The 23,498-nt window shown below is 74.1% G+C and carries 18 protein-coding genes and 1 pseudogene; 10 read left to right on the top strand and 9 right to left on the bottom strand.

The window, feature by feature from the left end:
• Positions 1-85: 85 nt before the first annotated feature.
• From O7612_RS22995 to O7612_RS22975, 5 genes are all read left to right on the top strand, one after another.
• Positions 86-2,191, top strand: a complete 2,106-nt coding sequence (locus tag O7612_RS22995) for a prolyl oligopeptidase family serine peptidase (protein ID WP_282267298.1) — start codon at positions 86-88, stop codon at positions 2,189-2,191.
• A 192-nt stretch (positions 2,192-2,383) separates the two neighbouring features.
• The gene (locus O7612_RS22990; RefSeq protein WP_067306804.1) at positions 2,384-2,584 is read left to right on the top strand and encodes a hypothetical protein; all 201 of its coding nucleotides are present in this window, start codon (positions 2,384-2,386) and stop codon (positions 2,582-2,584) included.
• A gap of 1 nt (position 2,585) precedes the next feature.
• Positions 2,586-3,125, top strand: coding sequence for a DUF6879 family protein (locus O7612_RS22985; protein WP_282267297.1), 540 nt, complete (start codon positions 2,586-2,588; stop codon positions 3,123-3,125).
• Between the two features lie 108 nt (positions 3,126-3,233).
• On the top strand, positions 3,234-5,402 hold the full coding sequence (locus O7612_RS22980) for a tetratricopeptide repeat protein (RefSeq protein WP_282267296.1): 2,169 nt from the start codon (positions 3,234-3,236) through the stop codon (positions 5,400-5,402).
• A gap of 94 nt (positions 5,403-5,496) precedes the next feature.
• On the top strand, positions 5,497-5,700 hold the full coding sequence (locus O7612_RS22975) for a hypothetical protein (RefSeq protein WP_282267295.1): 204 nt from the start codon (positions 5,497-5,499) through the stop codon (positions 5,698-5,700).
• A gap of 25 nt (positions 5,701-5,725) precedes the next feature.
• Here the strand turns inward: O7612_RS22975 and O7612_RS22970 are convergent, their stop codons facing one another.
• Positions 5,726-6,571, bottom strand: a complete 846-nt coding sequence (locus O7612_RS22970) for an alpha/beta fold hydrolase (RefSeq protein ID WP_282267294.1) — start codon at positions 6,569-6,571, stop codon at positions 5,726-5,728.
• Positions 6,572-6,797: 226 nt separating this feature from the next.
• Positions 6,798-7,685 carry a L,D-transpeptidase gene (locus O7612_RS22965; protein ID WP_282267293.1) on the bottom strand — a complete coding sequence of 296 codons (888 nt, stop codon included), beginning with the start codon at positions 7,683-7,685 and terminating at the stop codon, positions 6,798-6,800.
• Between the two features lie 313 nt (positions 7,686-7,998).
• Here O7612_RS22965 and O7612_RS22960 point away from each other — a divergent pair, with 313 nt between their 5' ends.
• Genes O7612_RS22960 through O7612_RS22945 form a run of 4 tightly spaced genes read left to right on the top strand, consistent with a single transcriptional unit; the run spans position 7,999 to position 12,691 of the window.
• A complete protein-coding gene (locus tag O7612_RS22960) occupies positions 7,999-9,723 on the top strand; it encodes a hypothetical protein (RefSeq protein WP_282267292.1) in 1,725 nt (574 codons plus the stop codon).
• Positions 9,720-11,186, top strand: a complete 1,467-nt coding sequence (locus O7612_RS22955; protein WP_282267291.1) for an NADH-quinone oxidoreductase subunit NuoF family protein — start codon at positions 9,720-9,722, stop codon at positions 11,184-11,186. Before O7612_RS22960 ends, O7612_RS22955 begins: the two co-directional genes overlap by 4 nt.
• A gap of 21 nt (positions 11,187-11,207) precedes the next feature.
• Entirely contained in the window at positions 11,208-11,837 is a 630-nt protein-coding gene (locus tag O7612_RS22950) for a redoxin domain-containing protein (RefSeq protein WP_282267290.1), read from the top strand.
• A complete protein-coding gene (locus O7612_RS22945) occupies positions 11,837-12,691 on the top strand; it encodes a cytochrome c biogenesis protein CcdA (protein ID WP_282267289.1) in 855 nt (284 codons plus the stop codon). The genes O7612_RS22950 and O7612_RS22945 overlap by 1 nt, the downstream gene beginning before the upstream one ends.
• Before the next feature lie 140 nt (positions 12,692-12,831).
• Here O7612_RS22945 and serS read toward each other — a convergent pair whose 3' ends face one another.
• The 5 genes and pseudogenes from serS to O7612_RS22920 form a co-directional block, all read right to left on the bottom strand.
• Positions 12,832-14,118: a serine--tRNA ligase gene (gene serS / locus O7612_RS22940; protein WP_282267288.1), complete on the bottom strand. Its 1,287-nt coding sequence runs from the start codon at positions 14,116-14,118 to the stop codon at positions 12,832-12,834.
• Positions 14,119-14,972: 854 nt separating this feature from the next.
• Positions 14,973-16,187: a MerR family transcriptional regulator gene (locus O7612_RS22935; protein WP_282274009.1), complete on the bottom strand. Its 1,215-nt coding sequence runs from the start codon at positions 16,185-16,187 to the stop codon at positions 14,973-14,975.
• Positions 16,188-16,331: 144 nt separating this feature from the next.
• A complete protein-coding gene (locus tag O7612_RS22930; protein WP_282267287.1) occupies positions 16,332-17,507 on the bottom strand; it encodes a saccharopine dehydrogenase NADP-binding domain-containing protein in 1,176 nt (391 codons plus the stop codon).
• 139 nt (positions 17,508-17,646) lie between these two features.
• A complete protein-coding gene (locus O7612_RS22925) occupies positions 17,647-18,819 on the bottom strand; it encodes an alcohol dehydrogenase catalytic domain-containing protein (RefSeq protein WP_282267286.1) in 1,173 nt (390 codons plus the stop codon).
• Positions 18,816-19,157 (bottom strand): annotated as a pseudogene (locus O7612_RS22920) (hypothetical protein); the annotation flags it as partial. The gene O7612_RS22925 and the pseudogene O7612_RS22920, both read right to left, overlap by 4 nt.
• A gap of 269 nt (positions 19,158-19,426) precedes the next feature.
• Here O7612_RS22920 and O7612_RS22915 point away from each other — a divergent pair.
• Positions 19,427-22,354 carry a LuxR C-terminal-related transcriptional regulator gene (locus O7612_RS22915; protein ID WP_282267285.1) on the top strand — a complete coding sequence of 976 codons (2,928 nt, stop codon included), beginning with the start codon at positions 19,427-19,429 and terminating at the stop codon, positions 22,352-22,354.
• Positions 22,355-22,364: 10 nt separating this feature from the next.
• Here O7612_RS22915 and O7612_RS22910 read toward each other — a convergent pair whose 3' ends face one another.
• Both O7612_RS22910 and O7612_RS22905 read right to left on the bottom strand, forming a co-directional pair.
• Positions 22,365-22,910, bottom strand: coding sequence for a DsbA family protein (locus O7612_RS22910; protein ID WP_282267284.1), 546 nt, complete (start codon positions 22,908-22,910; stop codon positions 22,365-22,367).
• Positions 22,907-23,404, bottom strand: a complete 498-nt coding sequence (locus O7612_RS22905) for a redoxin domain-containing protein (protein ID WP_282267283.1) — start codon at positions 23,402-23,404, stop codon at positions 22,907-22,909. Before O7612_RS22905 ends, O7612_RS22910 begins: the two co-directional genes overlap by 4 nt.
• Positions 23,405-23,498 lie beyond the last annotated feature (94 nt).

Raw genomic sequence — 23,498 nt, 5'->3', positions numbered from 1 at the left:
GCTCCCATACCCGGGTGGGAGGTCTCCGACCAGGTCGCCGGTCGGGCCGTCGGCGCGGTTGACCGGTTCGGGAATAGTGGCAGGGGTGACGCTGATCGATGAGGGTGACGATCCGTACCGCTGGTTGGAGGACCTGGACGGGGCGGACGCCGCCGGCTGGGTCCGCGACCGCAACGCGGCGACCGTCGCGGCGCTGACCGGTGACGACGCGTTCGTCGCGACGCAGGCCGAGATCCGCCGGGTGCTCGACGCCGACGACCGCATCCCGTACCCGGGCTGGCGCGGCGACGGGCACTACTACGACTACTGGCGGGACGCGGCGCACCCCCGGGGGCTGTGGCGGCGTGCCACGTTGGCGGAGTACCGGCGGCCCGAACCGGCCTGGGACGTGCTGCTCGACCTGGACGCGCTGGCCGCCGCCGAGGACGAGAACTGGGTCTGGGGCGGGGTGACGGTGCTGCGGCCCGGCCACCGGCGCTGCCTGGTCAGCCTGTCCCGGGGCGGCAAGGACGCGGTGGTGGTCCGCGAGTACGACCTGGACACCCGCGCCTTCGTGCCCGACGGGTTCACCCTCGCCGAGGCCAAGAGCGACGTCACCTGGATCGACGTCGACCGGATCTACGTCGGCACCGATCTCGGTCCCGGTTCGCTGACCACCTCCGGCTACCCGAGGGTGATCCGTCGGTGGCGGCGGGGCACCCCGCTGGCCGAGGCCGAGATCGTGTACGAGGGACGGGTCGACGACGTGTCCGTCTACGCCTCGCACGACCCGACCCCCGGCTACGAGCGCGACTTCGTGGGCCGCAGCCTGGACTTCTACCGGACCCGGAACTTCCTGCTGACCCCCGACGGCGGGCAGGTCCCGGTGCCGGTGCCCGAGGACGCCCTGTGGGACGTGCACCGGGAGTGGCTGCTGGTCCGGACGCGCTCGCCGTGGGAGGTCGCCGGGGTCACCCATCCGGCCGGGGCGCTGCTGGTGGCCCGGTTCGACGACTTCCTCGCCGGTGGCGGTGGGCTGACGGTGCTGTTCGAGCCCGACGAGCGGACCGCGCTGAGCTACCACGTCTGGACCCGGCACCACCTGATCCTGGCCACCCTGGTCGACGTACGACGGCGGTTGGCCGTGCTGACCCCCGACGGCCCGCAGCCGTCCGACCGCCCGGGGTCGGCCGACGGCGCGCAGCCGTCCGACGGCCCGGCGTCGGCCGGCGGCGTGCGGTGGCGGCGGGAGCCGTTGACCGGGGCGGCGGAGGACGCCGACAACTGGATCGTGGACACCGATCCGGATCTCGGCGACGATTACCTGATCGCCTCGACCGGCTACCTGCGGCCGGCGACGCTGGGGCTGGGGCGGATCAGCGGCCCGGTCGAGGTGCTCAAGCGGGAACCGGCGTTCTTCGACGCCACCGGCCTGACCGTGCGCCAGTTCTTCGCCACCTCCGCCGACGGGACGCGGGTGCCGTACTCCGTGGTGGGCGACCCGACGGCGGCCGCCGGGCCGACGCTGCTCACCGGGTACGGCGGGTTCGAGGTGTCGCTGACCCCCCACTACGACGGGGTGGTCGGCCGGTGCTGGCTGGCCCGGGGCGGCAGCTACGTGGTGGCGAACATCCGGGGCGGCGGGGAGTACGGCCCGCGGTGGCACCGGGCGGCGCTGCGCGAGAACCGCCCCCGGGCGTACGAGGACTTCGCCGCGGTCGCCGAGGACCTGGTGACCCGGGGGATCACCACCCCGGACGAGCTCGGCATCGAGGGCGGCAGCAACGGCGGGCTGCTGATGGGGGCGATGCTGACCCGCTACCCGACGCTGGTCGGCGCGGTGGTGGCGAACGTGCCGCTGCTGGACATGCGGCGCTTCCACCGGCTGCTCGCCGGGGCCTCCTGGATGGCCGAGTACGGCGACCCGGACGTGCCCGCCGACTGGGCGTTCCTGCGGGGCTACTCGCCGTACCACAACGTGCGGCCCGGGGTGCGGTACCCGCCGGTCCTGCTGGTCACCTCGACCCGGGACGACCGGGTGCACCCGGGGCACGCCCGCAAGATGGCGGCGCTGCTGGGCGAGCACGGCTACGACGTGTCGTACTACGAGAACGTCGAGGGCGGGCACGGCGCGGCGAGCAACAACGAGCAACGGGCGTTCCTGTCGGCGTTGACGTTCCGCTTCCTGTGGCGGCGGTTGGGCGGCCGTTGACCGGAGGACGGCCCGCGCGGTCCGGTGGGAATGGAGGCCTCCGCGACAGGCGGGAACAGAAATTCCAAAATGGACATGAGCGAAGATTCATTTCCATTCATTCTGTCGGTGACGTGACTCGATACCGCAGTTCCTTGAAGTAGGCGTGCGCAAATGACTACTATCTGTAGTTGCCGACTTCGGGGAGGGGCCATGAGGCTTCGTTTTCTCGCCACGTCCAGCAACTCTGGATCGTGTCCGAGCCTGTACGAGACCGACAACGGTGACATCGTGGTGCAGGGCTACCGGTTGACCGACCCGGAGGCGCTCGGCCAACTGCGGGACGTGTTGCCCGACGAGACATTCGTCGTGGTGCCCCGGGAGCTGATGTCCTGGTTCGAGCAGAAGGACTGAGATGGGGTCGCTCGTCACCGACCCCGCCGCTTTCCAACGCCTTTTCGAGGGCTTCCAGTACGCCGCCTTCAAACTGGAGGTCCGCCGGTCGTACGGCGTGCCCGCCGAGGACGAGCCGTTCCGGGTCTTCCTCGCCGGTGCGGACCCGGGCGTCGACTGGCTGCGGCCGTGGCTCGACCTGATGCGGGCCGAGACGGCGCAGGGCAAGCGGGTGGAACGGGTCCGGGTCGTCGACGAGCCGCCGAGCGACTACCTGCGTTTCGAGATGTCGGTGACGCCCCACAACATCGCGGCGGGCGAGGACATCCGCTATCTCGACCGCCGCCGGGCGGGCGAGCTGGCGCTGCCGCACTACGACTTCTGGTTGTTCGACTCGCGGCTCGTCGCGTTCCTGCACTTCACCGAGGACGACCGGTTCGTGGGCTTCAGCACCACCGAGGACCCGGCCGAGGTGCTGCGGCACTGCCAGTGGCGCGACCGGGCCTGGACGCGGGCCACCCCCTTCTCGGCACCGCCCGCCCCCGTCGCGGCAGCGGCCTGAGCGGACGCCACACCATGTCGTCGGCTCGGCCGGACCGTCGATACGGACTGTCGGGTGTCAATGTGATCCACGTTCTCCCGGCCCGCCGACCGTGGTGCGGACGATGCCATGGGTGACGACCGGAGGCGGGTGGACAACGACTTTTCCGGCCGCAGCGCAGCGGTGGTCCAGGCCGGGCTCATCCAGGGCGACGTGAACCTGCGTACGGTCACCGAGACGCCATTGCCGTCACCACGGCAGTTGCCACCCGCGACCAAGGGGTTCATCGACCGCGAGGTGCACATCCAGCAACTCGACTCGCTACTCGACGAGGTGGAACTGATCACCGACAAGGCGCAGTTGCCCGTCGTCACCATTTCCACGATCTCCGGCAGCGCCGGAGTGGGAAAGACGGCGCTGGCCGTGCACTGGGCGCACCGGGTGCGGGAACGCTTTCCCGACGGTGACCTCTACATCAACCTGCGCGGCTACGACGCCGTTCCGCCGTTGACCCCCCACGAGGCCCTCGACGGATTCCTCCGGGCGATGGACGTGCCGGCCGAGAAGGTCCCCCGGGACCTGCACGACCGCACCGCGCTCTACCGGTCGCTGACCACCGGCCGACGAATGCTGATCCTGCTCGACAACGCCGCCACCGCCGAGCAGGTGCGACCACTGCTCCCCGCCGCACCGAGCTGCATGGTGATCATCACGAGCCGCAGCCGGCTCTCCGGGCTGGCCGTCCGCGACGGTGCCATCCGGGCCGTGTTGGACGTGCTGTCGCGCCAGGACGCGACCCGGCTGCTCAGGGTGACCATCGGGGCCGAGCGGGTGGACCGGCAACCCGAGGCGGCGGCCCGGCTGATCGCGCTCTGCTCACACCTGCCGCTCGCCCTGCGGATCGTCGCCGACCGCGCCCGGCTCGACGAGGAACGGCCGCTCGGGGAACTGGTCGAGGAGTTGGCCGCCGAGGAGAGCCGCCTCGACGCGCTGGCCGTCGAGGACGACGACCTGTCGGCCGTACGCACGGTCTTCTCCTGGTCCTACCAGGCCCTGCGGGCCGAGACGGCACGGATGTTCCGGCTGGTCGGCCTGCACCCCGGAGCCGACATCGCGCTCGACGCGGCGGCCCGCCTCGCCGGGTGCGCCCCGTCGGTCGCGCGCCGCCACCTCGAATCGCTCGTCGGACTGCACCTGCTCACCCGCAGCGGACCGCACCGGTTCCGGCTGCACGACCTGCTGAGGCTGTACGCGATGGAACGAGCGACCCTCGACGAGAGCCCGGAGGCCGTCCACGCCGCCCGGGAGCGACTGCTGCGGTGGTACCTGCACCACACCTACGCGGCCTACCGGGCGATCCTCCCGCAGGGCCGGCCGCTGCCCGGTGTCGACGTCCCGCCCGACGCCACGCTCGACGACGCGCTGCGGTGGTGCGAGCACGAACGGCTCAACCTGCTCGACGTCGTCCGCGCCGCGCCCGGGTGGGGCCATCACCGGCTCGGGTGGCAGATCGCGCTCGCCAGCATGGCCTTCTTCGAGCGCAGGTCCTACTGGAAGGCGTGGATCGACAGCCACCTGGCGGGCCTGGACTGCGCCCGGCACCTGGGCGACCGCCAGGCCGAGGGGTGGCTGCTGCTCAGCCTCGGCGACGCCTGGTGGGACCGGGGTGACCTCGACGAGGCCGGACGCTGCTACGCCGGCTCACTGGACGCGGCACGGGACGTCGCCGACGCGTGGACCACCGGGTACGCCCTGCGCGGCTGCGGCCTGGTCGAGGAGGACCGGGGAGACTTCGCCGAGGCGACCCGCTACGCCCGGGAGGCGCTGCGGACCTTCCGGCAGTCGGGCGAGGAACGCGGCACCGGCCTGGCCCTGATGAGCCTCGGTAACGCGCTACGCGGCGCGGGCCGCTACGCCGAGGCCCTCGTCTCGTACGACGACGCGACGACGGTGTTCGAACGGCTGCGGAACCGGTGGAGTCAGGGGCTCGTCGCTCTCCACCGGGGGCAGACGCTGCTGCACGCCGGTGAGCCCGCCCCGGCGTTGGCGGCGGTCACCTCGGCAGCCGCGCTGTTCCGCGAACTCGGCGACCGCCGGCACGCCGCCCTGGCCCGCTCGTACGAGGGCGACGCCCACCTCCGGCTCCACCAGCCGCCCGCCGCCCGCGAAGCGCTCGCCGACGCGCTGCTGACCCTGCTGGAACTCGACGACCCCCTCGCGGCGGACGTGCGACGACGCCTGGCCGCCCTCGACCCCGACACCGCCGCACCGGACCAGCAGGGGGAGCGGGACGGATGACCCGATCCTCACGGCGGTCGCCGTGGCACTGTCGACCCGCGCCGTCGAAGGTGCATCCGTCGAGCCCGCATCAGCCGGGGACGACGACCGGGTCGTGGGACTGCGCCGGGCGCTCGCGGACGCCGCCGCCCGGGAGCCGGACTTCGACCAGGAACTACGCCGCCGCTGGCAGAACTTCCACCAGACGACCGCACGCGCCGACGCGGTGACCGACACGGTCGCCGGCCCGGTGGTGCAGGCGCGCGACGTCTCCGGCGGGGTGCACGTGGGGCTGCCTCCGCAACAGCCTCGGCCCTGATCCGGGTCGGCGGGTGCGGCCCGGCTCAGCGCCGGGGTGCGTCGCCCGCCGCCACCGGGGCCTGCGTCATCCGTACCGCCCAGTCCAGGGCGTAGTCGGCGACCGCCTCCCAGCCCGGTTCACCCACCGTGAAGTGGGAACGGCCGGGGAACTCGTGGTACGCGGTCATCGCCCGCGACTTCTGGTAGAGCCCGGCGTTCGCCTTGACCAGCGAGGGCGGGGCGACGTGGTCCTCGCCGCCGGCGATCAGCAGCAGCGGCGGCCGGTCGTCGCGGCCGGTGTCGACCGCTGCGGCCGAGTGCGGGTCGAGATTGGCGAACGCCCCCTCGAACAGGACGTGCCCGGCGGCCGGGACGGCGTAGCGCCGCCAGGCCCGGTCGGAGTCGTCGGGCTGGAGGGTGTTGCCGAAGGCGTACCGGAACTCGTCCGGGCTGATCTGCACCCCCCGGTGCCGGTTCACCGGGCTGTGCAGCACCGGGTACGACGCCCGCAGCGTGCTGATCGGCAGCCGGAGCACCCCCTTGACCGGGGCGGACGCCACCGCCACGACGGCCGCGCCGAGCTGCCGGTCGGCCAGCACCTGGGCGACCAGCCCGCCGAACGAGTGGCCGATCACGATCGGTGCGCCCGGCAGCTCACGGATGACCGCCGCGTAGTGGTCGATCACCTGCCGCAGGGTGGTGCCGGCGACCGTGCCCGGGTCGGCGCGCAGCGCGGTCACCTCCCGGTCGAAGCCCGGCCAGGCCGGCGCGAGCACCCGGAACCCCCGTGCCGCGTACCGCTCGGCCCATCCCTCCCAGCTCCGCGGTGTCATCCACAGCCCGTGTACGAACACCACCGTGTCGACCGGCCCGCCCGACGCGTTCCCCATGTCGTCCTCCCCACCTCACCCACCCCACCCCGACCCCGCCCGCATACCCACCTTCCACCCCCCGATGCACCCCCACCCGGGCAGGCACGCCCCGACGCCGCCGCCCCGCCCCGCGCACGGCTGGAGATCGTGCTGGTTCCAGGATGTAGTGGCTTCCTGCGGCTTCGAGACCACTACATCCTGGTTCCAGCACGACCTTGGAGAGGAGCGGATCCGCCCGGCGGGGTCAGGAGGTGGGCAGGGCGTCGACCACGACCAGTTCGGTGCCGGGGCGTATCTCGGTGAGGAGGGTCTGCTGGGCGGTGCGGGTCAGGCGGACACAGCCGTTGGTGACGTCCTGGCCGAGGGTGTCGTCGTCCTGCCAGGTGTGCAGGCCGATGTGCGCGCCCTTGAGGCCGGACGGGACCGCGTCCGGGTCGTCCGGGACGGCGCCGAGCGCGAAGATGTCCACCCCGCCGTAGACCGGTTCGGGTGGGGGCGTGGTGCCGAGGATGAAGGTCCGGCCGAGCGGGGTCTCCTGGCCGGGCAGGCCGAGGCTGACCGACCAGGTGCGCACCGGCTTGCCGTGCCGGTACCAGGTGAGCTGGTGGGTCCGTCGCTGCACCACGATCTGGTCCCGCAGGGCGACCTTGGTCCAGCCGCCATCGGGCAGCCAGGCCAGCCGGCGGCTCGCCGAGGGCAGCAGGACCGCCGTCCAGCCGGTGCGGCGTTCCACCACCGGCATGGTCAGCTCGACCCCGCTGATGGTGGGCGCGAGCAGGGCGCGTGGTCGTCCGCCGGGCGCGTCGTACGCGGCGATCTTCCGGGTGGGGGTGAGCCCCTCGGTCAGCGGGGTGACGTCGAGCGGGTGGGGGTCGGCCGGGAAGCCGGCGGGGGCCGGGTCGTAGTCGACCACCGGGAGTCCGGCGGGGGCCGGTGCGGCGGGCGGCACCGTCTCGTCCTCGCCCGGGGCGGCCACGGTGGCAGACGGCGGGGCGGCCCGTTGGCCGGGGAGAGGCGTGTCGGCCCGCAGCGCCGCGCCGACCAGCACGGCCAGGGCGAGCAGCGTCGGCACGCCGACGACGGCGGCGAGCGGACCCCGCCCCCAGCGGTCGATCATCCGGTCAAACAGCACAAAAACACTCTAACGGGTACGGGGCTCCCCTCGGTGACGAATCGTCCGGACGGGAACACCGCGTCGTCGGGAGCCGGCGGGGCGGTGCGCCAGGGGCTACACGCGCCCCGGGCCGGGCCGGTTCGAAGATCCGCCGAGAATTTTCGGCACCGGTGGTGATCCGTACGCGCCGGAGGTCCGTACTGGAGGTGGGAGCAAGGTCGGCCGGTGGTGGCGCCGCCGTTAGACGATCGAGGAGCAGATGGCCCGGGCAAAGCAGAACGAACAGGCCACGACCGTCCGGACCACTACCAGCAGCCGTGGTGTCCGGACCGTGTCGAAATCCACGATGGCGTTGATGGTGGCGTCCGCCCTGGGCCTGTTCTGGGCCGGCGTCGAGATGACCGGCAACGGCACGGCGATGTACGCGTACGGCTTCTTCTTTACCGAGTTCTTCGCCGGGGTGGTCGCCCTGGTGGCGCTCAGCCTCACGGTGATGATGGGCCTGCTCGCCACCGACCGGCTGGTCCTCATGATCCGGCACCGGGTGCTGCTCCAGTCCGCGCACCGCGCCACCGGTGTCCTCGGCGTAGCCGGCCTGGTGTTCCACGTCATCACCAAGATCGCGATCGGCCGGGCCGGTCCCACCGACGCCGTGGTCCCGTTCATCGGCGGCAGCGGGCTCTACGTCGGCCTCGGCACGGTGGCCGCTTTCCTCATGGTGAGCGTGTTCTGGACCGGCATCGTCCGGGCGCGTTTCGCCGGTGTCGGCCCCAAGTGGTTCTGGCGCAGCCTGCACTCCCTGGCCTACCTATCCTGGCCGTTCGCCCTGTTCCACGGCCTCAACGCCGGTCGCACCGCGAAGTCCTGGGTGGTGCTCAGCTACCTGGCGTGCGTCCTGCTGGTGGTGGTGGCGCTGATGGTGCGGCTGTCGGTCTACCTCGGCAAGCGCACCCGCGAGCAGCAGCAGGCCGCCGCCCTGAACAAGGCGATGACCGCCAAGGTGGCCGACGAGGGCAAGGGCCGGACGCTGCTCAGCGGGCTCGGCCGCAAGAAGGAGGAGGAGACCAGGGACAGCCGGACCAGTTGGGCCGAGACCGCCCTGGCCCCGTCCTGGAACGCGCCGACCGGCACCGCCCGGCGACGCGACCCCGAGCGGTTCACCGTGCCGGTGGTGCCCGAGCCGGGCACCCTGCGCGAGCCGGTGCGCGGCGGTCGGAGCACCCGGGAGGCGGAACCCACCCGCCGCCGCGAGCGTGACCTGGAGCCGGCGGCCCGCCGCCGGACCGTCGAGCGCGACGAGCGGCCCCGCCGCCGCGACGAGGAGGACGTGGCCCCCGTCTCGGGCGGTCGTCGGTCCCGGTACGAGGAGGATGTGGCCCCCGTCTCGGGCGGTCGTCGGTCCCGGTACGAGGAGGATGTGGCCCCCGTCTCGGGCGGTCGTCGTTCCCGGTACGAGGAGGATGTGGCCCCCGTCTCGGGCGGTCGTCGTTCCCGGTACGAGGAGGATGCGGCCCCCGTGTCCGGTGGTCGTCGTTCCCGGTACGAGGAGGAGGACGCCCCGGTCTCCGGCGGTCGTCGGTCCCGCTACGAGGAGGACGTGGCCCCCGTCTCGGGCAGCCGTCGTTCCCGGTACGAGGAGGACGTGGCCCCCGTGTCCGGCAGCCGTCGGTCCCGGCGCGACGACGACGTGGCCGCCCGCTACTCCGCACCGCCCCGGCGGCGCACCGACGCACCCGAGGAGCCGTGGGACAGCCCGAGCCGTTGGGAGGGGTCCAACCGGCCCGTCTCGGCCGAGCCGATCTCCGCCGCCCCGCGCAGCGGCTCCGGCCGGCACAGCGTCGAACCGGACGTGCCGGAGGAGCCCGACTACTGGCGTCCGCCGGCCCGCTACGTCGCCGACGACGTCCCCGTCGACGACACTCCGACCCTGGTCGACCTGGCCTCCCGGCGGGCGCGCAAGGCCACCGGTGACGGTCGGGGCCGGCGCAAGGGCAAGGCCAACGCGGACGCCGTGGACGGGGCGTACTGGGCGGGGTTGCGCGGTGAGGCCAAGTGATGCGGACCAAGGTCCCCCCGGTCGCCTGCATCGGCGAGCCCCGGCTGACCGCCGGCTTCGCCGAGTTCGGCCGGCTCGACCTGATGGCACACGAGACGGTGCACGGCCCGATCGGCCCGATGGAACCGGCCAACCTGCTCCGGCTGGCCGAGGCCATCCAGCTCAAGGGCAAGGGCGGGGCGGGCTTCCCGTTCTACCGCAAGTTCAAGGCGGTGCTGGAGTCCTGCGAACGGCAGGACCTGCCCGCCGTGGTGGTGGTCAACGCCAGCGAGGGGGAGCCGGCGAGCTGGAAGGACAAGGTGCTGCTCACCCGTGCTCCGCACCTGATCCTCGACGGTGCCGCGCTGTCCGCGTACGCGCTGGACGCCGAGGAGATCGTGCTCTGCGTCGCCGACGACCTGATCGGCCGGGACTCGCTCACCGAAGCCCTCGCCGAGCGCCGGATGCCGGTGCCCACCAGCATCGTCACCGTGCCGCACCGGTTCATCTCCGGCGAGGGCGGCGCACTGGTCAACGGGATCAACGGGCTGCCGCACATCCCACCGGGCACCAAGAAGCGGTCCAGCGACTCGGGCGTGCGTAACCTGCCCACCCTGCTCTCCAACGCCGAGACGTACGCCCAGGTGGCCATCGCCGCCCGGCTCGGCCCGTACGAGTACGCCGCCCTCGGCACCGACGACGAGCCGGGCACCGTGCTGCTCACCGTCACCGGCCAGGCCAAGCGCCCCGCCGTGGTGGAGTGCGCCGCCGGCACCCCGCTGCGGGACATCCTCGAACTCTGCGAGGTGCCGGAGGGGCCGGGCATCCTGATGGGCGGCTACCACGGCCGCTGGATCACCTGGGAGTCGGCACAGCGGGCCGAGATCACCCGCAGGAGCCTCACCAGCGTCGGCGGCACCCTCGGCGCGGGCATCATCATCCCGCTCGGTCGGGACACCTGCCCGCTCGGCGAGGCCGCCCAGGTGGTCCGTTACCTGGCCGGGGAGTCCGCCGGGCAGTGCGGGCCGTGCAAGCGCGGCCTGCCCGACCTGGCCCGCGCCGTCGACCTGGCGGTCTCCGGCAGCGCGCCGGTGGAGGTCGTCCGGGCGGCCGCCGGTGACGTCAAGGGCCGGGGCGCGTGCAGCCACCCCGACGGTACGTCCCGCTTCGCGCTCTCCGCGATGGAGGTGTTCGCCGAGGACCTGCGGCAACACACCACCGGCGAGGGGTGCGGCAAACGGGTCAAGGGCGTGATGGGGCTGCCCGGCGCCCCCGACGCCGACCCGCGCGTGCTCACCCTGGACTGGTCCCGCTGCGACGGGCACGGGCTCTGTGCCCACGTCGTACCGGACTTCATCCGACTCGACGGCAACGGCTACCCCGCCTTCCCGTCCACCCCCGTGCCGACCTGGCTGAAGGAGGGGGCGATGAAGGCGGTCAAGGTCTGCCCCGAACTCGCGTTGCGGCTGGTCGAGGTCAAGTAGCACCACCGAGAGGAGCACCGGATGCGGTCGTCGTCGTACCCCAGCAACGGGCCGGAGGGCCGCCCGGTCGCCCGGCTCGCCCTCGCCGCCGCCCTGGCCGGCACCCTGCTGGCCGCCTCGGCGTGCGCCGTCGGACCGACGACGGCGCAGCCGGCCGCCGAGGTCGCCGTACCGCTCGCCACCGCGTCGTCGTCCGCAGCGCCCACCCCGACCGGTGCGCCCACCCCGACCGGCGCACCCGCCGTGGTGCCCGACTCGCTGCGCTTCACCGCCAGGACCCTCGACGGTACGGCGTTCTCCGCCGCCGCCCTGGCCGGTCGGCCGGTGGTGCTCTGGTTCTGGGCGCCGTGGTGCGCCACCTGCGCCAGTCAGGCGTGGACGGTCGCCGAGATCGCCCCGAAGTACCGGGACACCGTGCCGATCGTCGGGGTGGCCGGCCTCGGCGAGCAGAAGGCGATGCGCAGCTTCGTCACCGAGTTCGAACTCGCCGGCACCACACAGATCGACGACCGGGCCGGCGCGCTGTGGCGGCGCTTCGAGGTCGTCGAACAGAGCACCTTCCTGATCATCGATCGGGAGGGGAAGGTCGTCCACCAGGGCTTCCTCGACGGTGAGGACCTGACCCGCCGGGTCGCCGCGCTGGCCGGCTGATGACCGGCCCGCTGCTGCTCGCGCTGACCGCCGGGATGCTCGGCGCGGTCAACCCGTGCGGCTTCGCGATGCTGCCGGCGTACCTGTCGCTGCTGGTGGCCGGGCCGGCGGACGGCCGCGGCGCGATCGGCCGGGCACTCACCGCGGCGGCCGGCCTGACCTGCGGGTACGTGGTGGTGTTCGGGGCCTTCGGGCTGGCCGTGGCACCCCTGGCCGACTGGCTGCGCCCCCGGTTGCCCTGGTTGACCGTGACGCTCGGGCTGGGCCTGCTGGCGCTCGGGTTGTGGCTGCTCGCCGGCCGTCGGCTGCCCACCCCGCGCCCGTCGGCCCGCGCCCCCCGACTGACCCGGTCGCTGCCGTCCATGGCACTGTTTGGCATGGTGTACGCGCTGGCGTCGTTGAGCTGCTCGATCGCGCCGTTCCTGGCGATCGTGGTGACCAGCCTCCAGGCCGGCTCGACCCTGCGGGGGCTGGCGCTGTTCGTCGCGTACGCGATCGGGATGGGTCTGGTGGTGGCGGTGGCGGCGCTCGGTGTGGCGCTGCTGCGCGGCCGGGTGGTGAGCGGGCTGCGTGGGGCCGGAGCCTGGATGCCCCGGCTCAGTGGCCTGGTGCTGCTCGTCGCCGGTGGCTACGTCGCCTGGTACGGCTGGTACGAGGTCCGGCTCGCCCAGGGCCGGCACGACGCCTTCGGCGACCCGGTGGTCGTCGGCGCGGCCAGGGTCCAGCGGACCCTGGTCACGGCGCTGGACACGGCCGGTCCGGTGGTGCTGGCCGCGCTGCTGGCCGGGCTGCTCGCGGTGGCGGCGCTGCTGCACCGCAACCGCACCCGGGCCGGTGACACCGAACGGGTGTGAACGCGGCGGGCCGGTCGCGTCGTCGGTGGCGCGCACGGCCGGTCGCCGGGCCGGCCCGCGCGACGATCGGTGGGCTCCGGATGGTGGGTGCGGTGCGGTGCGGGGCGGGAGGCCGGAGGTCCCGCCCCGCAGCGGAAACCTCAGCGCAGCGGGGTGAGCCGGTCGGTGCCCAGCCGGTCGCGGAGCACCTCGGGCACCAGCACCGAGCCGTCGGGCTGCTGGAACTGCTCCAGGATGGCCGGGAAGAGCCGGCTGGTGGCCAGCGCCGACCCGTTGAGGGTGTGCACGAACCTGGTCTGCTTGCCACCCGGCTCGCGGTAACGGATGGCCGCCCGGCGGGCCTGGTAGTCACCCGCCCAGGAGACCGACGACACCTCCTTGTACTTGCCGGTGCTCGGCATCCACACCTCGATGTCGAGGGTCTTCTTCATCGACGCGCTGGCGTCACCGGCGGAGAGCAGACTGCGCTGGTAGTGCAGGCCCAACCTCTCCACCAGGCTCTCCGCGTGGGCGAGCATCTCCTCCAGCGCCGCGTCGGCCTGCTCCGGCAGGGTGAACTGGAAGATCTCCACCTTGTTGAACTGGTGACCCCGTACGGTGCCGCGCTCGTCGGAGTGCGAACCGGCCGCCTCCCGCCGGTAGCAGGGGGTGTAGGCGAACGCCTTCAGCGGCAGCTTCGACGTCTCCAGGATCTCGTCCTGGTAGGCGCCGAGGATGGCCGTCTCCGAGGTGGGCAGCAGGAACTGCCCGCGCGGGGCGGACTCCCGGTCCAGGTGGTAGACGTCGTCGTAGAACTTCGGGAACTGGCCGGCGGCGAAACCGGCGGTGTCCAGCAGCAGGTGCGGCGGGAGGAGGAACTCGTACCCGGCCCGCACGTGCTCGTCGACGAACCAGTTGATCAGCGCCCACTCCAGCCGGGCGCCCAGGCCGGTGTACATCCAGAAGCCGGACCCGCCGAGCTTGACGCCCCGCTCGTGGTCGACCAGGCCCAGCGCGCGGCTCAGCTCCACGTGGTCGCGGATCCGCTCGATGACCGGTGGCTCCCCGAAGGTCTTCACCACCCGGTTGGCCTCCTTGCCGCCGGGCACCACGTCGTCGGCGGGCAGGTTGGGTAGCTCGCTCATCGTGCCGTGCAACCGGGACCGCACCTCGTCCAACTGGGACTCCAGCTCGGCGAGCTGCTTGCGCTCGGCCTCCGGCGCGGCGGGTTCCGGCGCGGTGCCGGCCCGCTTCGCCTGCGCGTACGCCCGTGCCTCGGCCTTGCGGCGTTGCCGCTCGGCGTCGATCTCCGTGATCAGGGCGCGACGCTCCTGGTCGAGTCGCTGGATGTCGTCCAGGACCCGGTTGACCTCGGCGGGATCCAGTCGCTTCGCGAGCGCGGTCGCCACCGTCTCGCGGTCCTTCCGGATCAACTCCATGTCGAGCATGCTGCTCCGTACGCTCCGTCCAGGCGGTCAGGTGGGACCTCACGATGCTACCGTCGCGCCCCCCGGCCACCGGCCCCGCCCGGACGCCCCCCGCCGGGTTCCGCGCCACCGACGCCGCGTGCGCGCCGACCTCTGTGCCGGAGCCTGGCCGCTGCCTGGTCTTGTTGGCGCCCGGTCCGTGCGCCGGTGCTGGCCCCGCCATCCCGCCATCCCACCTGCCGGGCCTGCCGGGCCTGCCGGGCCTGCCGGGCCTGCCGGGCCTGCCGGGCCTGCCGGGCCTGCCGGGCCTGCCGGGCCTGCCGGGCCATGTTTGATCGTAACCCAAAGTGATAAGAAAGCAGCAGTGTGACAATGTCACTCTAGGTGACCACCGCGGCGGCGCTCGCCCTGCACCCTGCCGGAGTTCCGACAGTCGCGCGCCTCTGAACAGCGCATATTCCGTGTCACCCTCCCACCCCGCACCACCCCCACTCACCCACTTTGCTCTGCTGCCGTCGACGCGACGGTCACCCTTGGTGGCTGTCGCGTCCGTGGCAGCAGAGCAAAGTGCGGTGACCAGAGTGGGCAGGCGGGGCTGCCTGTTGCCTTGCGTAATCGTCAGTGGGTGTCGTCGTTAGCCGTCAGTGGGTGTTGTCGTTAGCCGGTGGCTCCCTCTTGCAGCTCGCCCCGTTGTCGGTGCAGGGCACCCGATGACCGACCGCCCCGCGATCGGGCTACCGCCGGGGTGTGGGCCGCCGGAGTCGGCCGGGCAGGGCGGGTCCGCAGGCGTGGGGGAGGCGGGGTGCGGCTGGTCGGACCGGGTCCACTGGCGGAGGTTGGTATAGCGGGGCGGGACAGCGGGCTGATGCGCGTTGTCACAGGCGGATCGGCATCAGGATCGAGAAGGTGTCCTCGTCGTCCGGCCGGCGGACGGCCAGCGGAGTGATCGGGCCGTCGAGTTCCAGCACCAGCTGCGGGCCGTCGGCGGCGTCCAACGCGTCGAGCAGGAAGTCCCCGTTCACCCCGACCAGCAGGTCGGTCCGTTGCCCCGCGGTCAGGTCGGTCCGTTGGCCCGCGGTCAGGTCGGTCCGTTGGCCCGCGGTCAGGTCGGTCCGTTGGCCCGCGGTCAGGTCGGTCCGTTGGCCCGAGGCCAGTTCGGTCCGTTGGCCCGAGGCCAGTTCGGTCGCGTCGACCAGCCGAAGCCCGTCGCGGTCGTCGATCCCGAGCACCGTCACCGGCAGCGTCACCCCCTCGTGTTCCCGGGTGACCGTGGGCGGGTCGGCCCGCAGCGCGGCGCGCAGGGTCGCCGTGTCGACCGGGATCCGCCGGGTCGGCACGTCGGCCGGTCGGTGCAGCAGCCGCCGGTAGTCGGCGAACTCGTACGGCAGGACCGGCGAGCCGGCCCCGGCGTCGCCGACGGCGATGTCGACCCGCTCCCCGGCGATCGTCAGGCACGCCTCCGGCGCGCTGGTGGCGGCGAGCAGCGCCCGGAACTCGTCGACGGCCGGCACCGGGAGCAGCGCCCGGACGGGCGGGCCATCCACCCGGCCGCCGGCCCGGCCCAGCGCCATCCGGTACCGGTCGGTCGCGACCAGCCGTACGCCGTCGGACTCCACGTCCAGGAGCACACCGGCGAGCATCGGCAGGTCGGGGTCGTCGCCGACGGCGAACCGGACGGCGTCGACGGCGGCGGCCAGGGCGGCGGGGGACAGCACGATTCGGGTGGTCATCGGACACTCCTCGGGATCGATCAGGACACGGACCCGGGAGAGCTCGCGGCGGGCGTCGGCGAGACCGTTCTCCAGCCGGCGCAGGTGCGCGTCGAGCAACCGGCCGGCCCGCACCGGATCGTCGCGCAGCCGCAGCACGGCGGCGATCTCGGCCAGCGGCATGCCGACCCGCCGCAGACCGGCCACCAGCCGGGCCGGCGTCACCTGGGCGTCGGTGTACCAGCGGTAACCGTTCACCGGGTCGACCAACGTCGGGGTCAGCACCCCGGACCGGTCGTAGAACCGCAGCGCGCTGACCGTCAGACCGCTGGTCCGGGCCAACTCACCGATACTCCGCAACTCGCTCTCCACGGCCATGATGCTGTCGCCTCAACCAGGTCGAGGGTCAAGCCCGGGACCGGGCGTCACCATGGGTGACCGCCCCGGGGTCGTTCCGGTCGATCCCTGCCCCGTCGACCCCTGCCCCGTCGGTCCCCGCCCCGTCGACCCCCGCCTCCGCCCGCCTCACTCCGGCAGCACCCGGAACGTCATGCCGGCCCGCACCAACCGGTCCAGCAGCGCGTCGCCCATCGCGGTCACCGGGGTCAGCTGCCCGGCCGTGGTCGGCAGATCGTCGTACGCCAGGCAGAGCGCCGACTCGGCGAGCATCTTGGCCGTCTCGTCGTAGCCCGGATCGCCGCCGGAGACCTCGGTGCGGACCGTGCGGCCCCCGCCCGTGCCGACGAACCGCACCCGGAACCACGAACCGGCCCGCTGCGCCGCGCTCGGCCCCTGCCCGGAGACACGCCTGCCGAGCAGCCAGCGCCGGGCCGGCGGCACCTTCACCAACCCGACCAGGCCGGCCATCCCCGCCCCGGCCAGCAGCACCGTCGGCAGCCGCTTGACGCTGGCGAAGTGCCGGTACCGGAAGTCCGGACCGTACTCCGGGCGGGCGGCGGCGGACCGACGGACCACCTGCGGGTCGATGGTGGGCAGCGGCACCGCCCACCTGCCGGTCGCCGCCGAGCGGCCCACCCGGCCGGGCACCGCGCGTACCCGGCGGCCGTCCGGTCGGGGCTCGACCGCCCGGCGGGCCAGCGCCGCCCGCTTCGCTTCCCCGGTACGGGCGAACGCGGTGAGCGCCGAGTGGTACGTCCCCGCGGAGAACCGGCCCCCGGCCCGGACGAACCCGTCCACGGTGATCGGCCCGTCCGCCGGCAGGTGCCGGACCGTGAACCAGACGCCCAGGTCGTGCGGGACCGAGTCGAAACCGCAGGCGTGCACCAGCCGGGCACCGGTGCGCACCGCCTCGGCGTGGTGCCGCACGTACATCAGGTCCACGAACTCCGGCTCACCGGTGATGTCGAGATAGTCGGTGCCGGCGGCGGCACACGCGGCGACCAGCGGCTCGCCGTGGTGCACGTACGGCCCGACCGTGGTGGCGAGCACCCGGGTGTCCCCGGCCACCGCGCGCAGCGACGCGGCGTCGGTGACGTCGGCGGTGAGCAGCGGCAGCGCGGCCAGGGCCGGGTCGATGCCGGCGAGCCGGTCCCGGACCGCCGCCAGCTTCGCCGGATCCCGCCCGGCCAGCGCCCAGCGCAACCCGGCCGGGGCGTTGCGGGCCAGGTACTCGGCGGTCAGCCCGCCGGTGAAACCGGTCGCGCCGAACAGGACGATGTCGTACGGGCGGTCGTGGGGCATCCGCCGAGTGTGCCACCCGCACCCGACCCCCACCTGGTGAGCGGCCCGCCCACCGTTCCTTTCCGCCCGACCGTCGCCTGGTGGACGGCCCGTGCGGCGGCCGTCACCCGTGCGGCGGCCGTCACCCGCACGGCGGCCGTCACCCGTGCGGCGTGAAGACCGTCCGGACGCAGCCGTCGGCGCGGTCCCGGAACAACGCGTAGCCGGCCGGACCCTGGTCCAGCCCGAACCGGTGCGTCGCCAGGTGCTCGGTACGCAGCTCGTCGCGGGCCATCCGCTCCAGCAGCATCGGAATCCACCGTTGGCCGTGCTGGCGGGCGCTGCGCAGGGTGAGCCCCTTGTGCATCACCGCGCCCAGCGGAAAGGAGTCCACGAAGCCGGTGAAGCTGCCCGAGACGAAGACGGTGCCGCCCTTGCGGCAGGCGTGCACCGCCTCCCGGACCGCCAGCGGATCATCGACCGGGCCGCCCCGACCGGTGAACCGGTCGGCGAGCGAGGCCGGACGACCACCGCCGTCGGCCACCCCGGCCGCCTCCACGCAGACGTCAGGACCCCGGCCGCCACTGCGTTCCCGCAGCTCGGCGGGGACGTCGGTCTGCTCGTAGTGCAACGTCTCGGCACCGGCGTGCCGTTCGGCCATCCGTAGCCGGTCCGGATACCGGTCGATCACGATCACCCGGTCCGCGCCGAGCGCCGTCGCCGCCTGCGCGGTGAGCTGCCCCACCGCGCCCGCCCCCCAGACCGCGACCACGTCACCGGGGCGGACCGCACCGAGCTCGGCCCCCATCCACCCGGCGGGGGCGGCGTCCGAGGCGAAGACCGCCCGGTCGTCGCTGATCGGATCGGGCACGGCGAACGCCCCGACGTCGGCGTACGGCACCCGGACGTACTCGGCGTGGCTGCCGGCGAACCCGCCCGCCGCCCGGGGGTGGCCGTAGCAGCCGCCGGTGGGCTGACCCCAGGCCGCCTCGGTGGCCGTCGCGGCGGTGCTGCCGTTGTCGCAACAGGAGTAGAGACGCTGCCGGCAGTACCAGCAGTTTCCGCAGGCCACGGCGGCGCAGACCACCACCCGGTCGCCGACGCGGTGGCGACGTACCGCCGGCCCGATCTCGGCCACCTCGCCGAGGAACTCGTGCCCGAGCACGTCCCCGGCGGCGAGGCCCGGCACCCGCCCGGCGAGCAGCGACAGGTCGGCCCCGCAGGTGGCGCTGCGCCGGACCCGGACGATCATGTCGTGGGCGTTGCGCAGCTCCGGGTCGGGCACCTCGCGTACCGCGAGCCGGTCGGCGCCCTCCCAGCACAGCGCCCTCATCCGGGCACCACCGGGCGGGCGGCGGGCGGCCGGTCCCGCGCCGGCCGCTCGGCCGCGGGTCGGTCGGCGCGCAGTTCCTCGCCGGTCTCGACGAGCTGCCGGACCGCACGCAGCACCTGCCGCAGGTAGCCGTCGGGGTCGTCGCCGACCAGGTGGGCGGCCATCCCGGGCAGGGTGGCGACCCCGCCGAGCGGCCGGACCGCCAGCTCGGTGCCCCGACCGCCGGGTGCCGGCCGCAGGTCGACCTCCACCGCGTCGGCGAGCGCCCGCAACGGCTCCGGCCACCGCCCCCCGGGCAGCAGCTCCACCGCCGGCACGCCCACGGTCACCACCTGCCAACGACCCGATCCCGCGCCGGCTCCGGCCGCCGGTCGGCGGTGCCACCACCGGGGTACGCCCAGCCGTCCCATCCGTACCACCCGCCTCTCCCGCCGGAGCCCGACCGTGACCTGTGCGGCCCTGGTCCCGCGGTCCGACCGGTCGGTCGTCCGGTCCGACCATCGTCGGTGGCGGCCGGGTGAACCGGACTCGTCCCGAAGGGGTGAACCGGACCGCGTCGGGTAACCGCCGCCGACCGGGGGAGGACGCGCCGACGGGGGTGGGACGGATGCCGCAGCAGCGCACCAGCACCGGGGTCGCCGAGGCGTCCGGCGGCCCGGCACTGCTGGCGTCCCGACTCACCCCGCCCGCCCTGCCGGAGCCGATGCTGTGGCGGCCCCGGCTGCTCGGCCTCCTCGACGAGGGCGTCGCCGGCAGTCTGACCCTGGTCCGGGCACCCGCCGGCTGGGGCAAGACGACGCTGCTCACCGCCTGGGCACGTGGCTCGACCGGCGACCGCGACCAGGACCGGGACCATGACCGGGATCAGGACCGGGACCAGGATCAGGATCAGGGGCCACCGGCCTGGGTGCAGGTCGAGGCGGGTGACAGCGGGGAACGGCTGTGGGCCTACCTCACGGCGGCCCTGCGGGGCGGGTTCCGGGCCGGACCGACCGCGTCGGCGGTCGTCCCGCCGCGTCCCGAACAGCTGGAGTCGCTCGCCGCTGAGCTGGCGACCCGGGAACGTCCCGTCCGGCTGGTCCTCGACGATCTGCACCGGGTCACCGATCCGGCCGTGCTCACCGGGCTGGAGTTCCTGCTCCGGCACGCGGACGGACGGTTGCGCCTCGTCGTCGCCGCGCGGGGCGACCTGCCGCCGGCACTGCACCGGCTGCGACTGGCCGGCGACCTGACCGAGCTGGGGCCCGACGACCTGGCCTTCACCACCGAGGAGGTGGCCGACCTGCTGGTGGCGCACGGAGCGCCGCTGCCGGCGACGGCGGTCGGACGACTGCGGGAACGCACCGGCGGGTGGCCGGCGGGCCTGCGGTTCGCCGCGCTGGCCGCCGGGCAGCGGCCCGACCCGGCCCGGTGGGTGGAGCGGTTCGGCGGCGACCATCCGGACGTGGCGGCGTACCTACGCGCCGAGGTGCTCACCCAACTGTCGCCGCCGGCCCGGGAACTGCTGCGGCGGTGTGCCGTCGGCGGGGCGGTCCGTGCCGACCTGGCCGACGCGTTGACCGGGCGGACCGACTCCGGTCAGGTGCTCGCCGGGCTGGTCCGCGAGGGCGGGTTCCTGCACCGTGACGACAGCGACCCGCCCTGGTACCGGCCGCACCCGATGCTGGCCGACCTGCTCCGGCAGGAACTCGCCGGCCTCGACGAGCGGGAACGCGGCGGGCTGCACCGCCGGGCCGCCGACTGGTACGCCGACCACGACCGGCCGGCGGACGCGCTGCGCCACGCGCTCACCGCCGGGCAGTGGGACCGGGCCACCGGGCTGCTGCTGACCCACTGGCCGGAGCTGGTGCCCTACGAACGGGAGACGTCGGGCGTGCCACCGCCACCGCCGCCACCCGCCGGGGCGGTCCGGCGGGATCCGGAGCTGGCGCTGGCGGCCGGCACCGAACGGGCGCACGCGGGGGATGTCGAGGCGGCGACCGCCCGGCTGCGGGACGCGGTGGCGGCGGCCCGCACGCTGCCGGCCCCACGCCGGGACCGGTTCCGTCGGCTGGCCGTGGCACTGGAACTCACCCTGGCCCGCCTCTGCGGGGACCATCCGGAGGTACGCCGCGGAGTCGCCCGGCTGCTCGCCGTCGGCACCGCTTCGCCCGGGGTGTCCCTCGGGGCGGCCACGGCAGGAGCGCCGACGGACGACGACCCCCGGACCGGGGAGGACGCGGACGTACGGGCGGTGGCGGACACCGCGCTGGGGCTGGCCGACCTGGCCGAGGGGAACCTGGTGGCGGCCAGGACCCGGTTCGCCGGGGCGCTGGCGGCGGCCCGCCGGACCGGTCGGCCCCGGACCGAACTGGTCGGCGCGACCCGGACGGCCCTGCTGCTCGCCCTCGCCGGTGAGCTCTCGCCGGCCGAGGAGACCGCCCGGGCAGCCCTGGCCATGCCACCCTGCCAGGGCTGGTCGAGCCGGGTCGACTGCGGGTACGCACACCTGGCGCTGGCCCTGGTGGCCCTGTACCGGGACCAGTCGGCGGAGGCGACCGCCGAGCTGGTGGCGGCCGGCGCGGCTCTCGGCACGGTCGGCACCACCCCGGCGGGGGTGACCGCCGAGCTGGCGACGACCGGCGCGGCCCATGGTGGGGTGGGCACCGACCCGGCAGGGGTGACCGTCGGCGCGGTGGCGGCGCTGTGCCGGGCGGCGCTGTTGCGTGACTCCGGCGAGCCGGCAGCGGCCATCGAGGTGGCGCTACGCGCCCGGACCGCGCTCTCCGACGTCAGGGAAGCGGCCCTTCGACCCGCCCCGGGCGGAGAGTCGGCCGGTGGTGGGGAGCTGGCTGACCGGCTGCTGGCCCTGGAGGTCGACGTCCGTGGCGAGCAGGGTGATCTGGACACCGCGCGTCGGCTACTGGCCGAGCGGGCCACCCGGCAACCGGACCCGACGCCCGTGCTGGCCCTGGCGCTGGCCCGGATGGAGCTGCGGGCCGGCGACGTCCGGGCCGCCACCGCAGCGCTACCCGACTGGGACGCCCCGGACGCCGCCGGCTGGCCGCTGACGGTACGGCTGGCCGCCGGCGTGCTGGCTGCGGTGCTGTCCCGGCGTGCGGGTGACGGGCGGCGGGCCGGCCGGCAGTTGGAACGGGTACTCGACCTGGCCGGTCGACACGGCCACCGGAGGGTGTTCACCCGGGCCGAACCGGCGGTCCGGGAGCTGCTCGCCGCTCACCTGGACTCGGGCACGGCGTACTGGCCTCAGGTCAGTGACCTGGTACGTGACGCCGAGACACCGACGGGGCAGGGACCGGGCGGCCCGCAACGGGGAGCCGGCGAGACGGTACGGGCGCTGGGGGAACCGCTCACCGAGCGGGAGCTGACCATCCTGCGTTACCTGCAGAGCATCCTGTCCAACGTGGAGATCGCCGGTGAACTGTCCCTGTCGGTCAACACCGTCAAGACGCACGTGCGCAACATCTACCGCAAGCTCGACGCCACCCGCCGCCGCGACGCCGTCCGCCGGGCCCGGGCCCTGCACCTGCTCTGAGGAGGTCGGTCTACGGGGTGGTGGTGTCCACCGCTGTCAACAGGGCCGGTAGGTCGAAGCCGCCCTCGTGGCGGTGGCCGTCGACGAACAGGGTGGGCGTGCCGTTCACCCCGCTGCGGATACCCCCGGTGAAGTCGTGCCGCACCCGGTCGCCGTAGGCGTTCCGGTCGACCTCCGCGCCGATCTCGTCCGGTGGCAGCCCCACCTGCTCCACGCCGAGCGACAGGTGCACCGGGTCGAGTTGGTCCTGGTGTTCGTAGAGCCAGTCGTGCATCTCCCAGAACCGGTCGCGTTGCCCCGCCGCCTCGGCCACCTCGGCCGCCCGTTCGGCGTACGGGTGGAGGTTGGTGATCGGGAAGTGCCGGTAGACCAGCCGCACGGTGTCCCGGCGCTGCCGGAGCAGTTCCGCCAGGTTCGGATAGGCCGCCCCGCAGTACGGGCACTGGAAGTCGCCGTACTGGACCAGGGTGACCGGGGCGTCCAGCGGGCCTCGGATGTGGTCGGATTCGGTCACCGGTGTGCGGAGCCGGGCGGTGACCTGCAACGGGGTGCTCATCGGGCCGTCACCTGCCGTTCGGTGCCGAGCCGGTCCAGCGCGTCGAGGATGCCGTCGGCTCCGGGGTTCACCTCGGCGGGGGAGAGGTAGCTCCAGGCCACCGTCCCGGCCGGGTCGACCACCACCAGGGTCCGGGTGGCCTGTCCCTGCGGGGTGTACGCCCCGTAGCCGCGGCTCACCTCGCCCTTGGGCTCGAAGTCGGACAGCAGCGGAAACCGGATGCCCTTCGCCTCCGCGAAGGCCCGGTGTGACCAGATGCTGTCCACCGAGATGCCCAGCACAACCGCTGCGTACCGCTCGAACTCCGGCATCGCGGCCTGGTACAGCGCCATCTGGTCGGCGCAGACCGGGGACCAGTCGGCGGGGTAGAAGGCGAGCACCACCGGCCGGCCACGGAACTGCCCGGGTCCGGTCTGTCGCCCGTCCGGGGTGGCCGGCAGGGTGAAGTCGGGGGCCGGAGTCCCGGGTCGGATCGGTCCGTCGGATCCAGTCATGACCTCCACCTTCCGCCGGCCCGGGTGAGGCCGGCTCACCCGGGCCGGGTGAGCCGGCCCTACGGCCCGGCCCGGTGGCCCGGCGGTGCCCCGT

The sequence above is a fragment of the Micromonospora sp. WMMD987 genome (assembly GCF_029581435.1).
Lineage (GTDB): Bacteria > Actinomycetota > Actinomycetes > Mycobacteriales > Micromonosporaceae > Micromonospora > Micromonospora rifamycinica.
The sequence above is the reverse complement of the archived record's forward strand: the minus strand, read 5'-3'. Positions and strand labels throughout refer to the sequence as shown.

Bases quoted from the DNA above. Each gene is read 5' to 3' on its own strand.
- O7612_RS22990 (WP_067306804.1), top strand. From the start codon at position 2,384: ATGAGGCTTCGTTTTCTCGCCACGTCCAGCAACTCTGGATCGTGTCCG.
- O7612_RS22985 (WP_282267297.1), top strand. From the start codon at position 2,586: ATGGGGTCGCTCGTCACCGACCCCGCCGCTTTCCAACGCCTTTTCGAG.
- O7612_RS22980 (WP_282267296.1), top strand. From the start codon at position 3,234: ATGGGTGACGACCGGAGGCGGGTGGACAACGACTTTTCCGGCCGCAGC.
- O7612_RS22970 (WP_282267294.1), bottom strand. From the start codon at position 6,571: ATGGGGAACGCGTCGGGCGGGCCGGTCGACACGGTGGTGTTCGTACAC.
- O7612_RS22950 (WP_282267290.1), top strand. From the start codon at position 11,208: ATGCGGTCGTCGTCGTACCCCAGCAACGGGCCGGAGGGCCGCCCGGTC.
- O7612_RS22945 (WP_282267289.1), top strand. From the start codon at position 11,837: ATGACCGGCCCGCTGCTGCTCGCGCTGACCGCCGGGATGCTCGGCGCG.
- serS (WP_282267288.1), bottom strand. From the start codon at position 14,118: ATGCTCGACATGGAGTTGATCCGGAAGGACCGCGAGACGGTGGCGACC.
- O7612_RS22930 (WP_282267287.1), bottom strand. From the start codon at position 17,507: ATGCCCCACGACCGCCCGTACGACATCGTCCTGTTCGGCGCGACCGGT.
- O7612_RS22925 (WP_282267286.1), bottom strand. From the start codon at position 18,819: ATGAGGGCGCTGTGCTGGGAGGGCGCCGACCGGCTCGCGGTACGCGAG.
- O7612_RS22915 (WP_282267285.1), top strand. From the start codon at position 19,427: ATGCCGCAGCAGCGCACCAGCACCGGGGTCGCCGAGGCGTCCGGCGGC.
- O7612_RS22910 (WP_282267284.1), bottom strand. From the start codon at position 22,910: ATGAGCACCCCGTTGCAGGTCACCGCCCGGCTCCGCACACCGGTGACC.
- O7612_RS22905 (WP_282267283.1), bottom strand. From the start codon at position 23,404: ATGACTGGATCCGACGGACCGATCCGACCCGGGACTCCGGCCCCCGAC.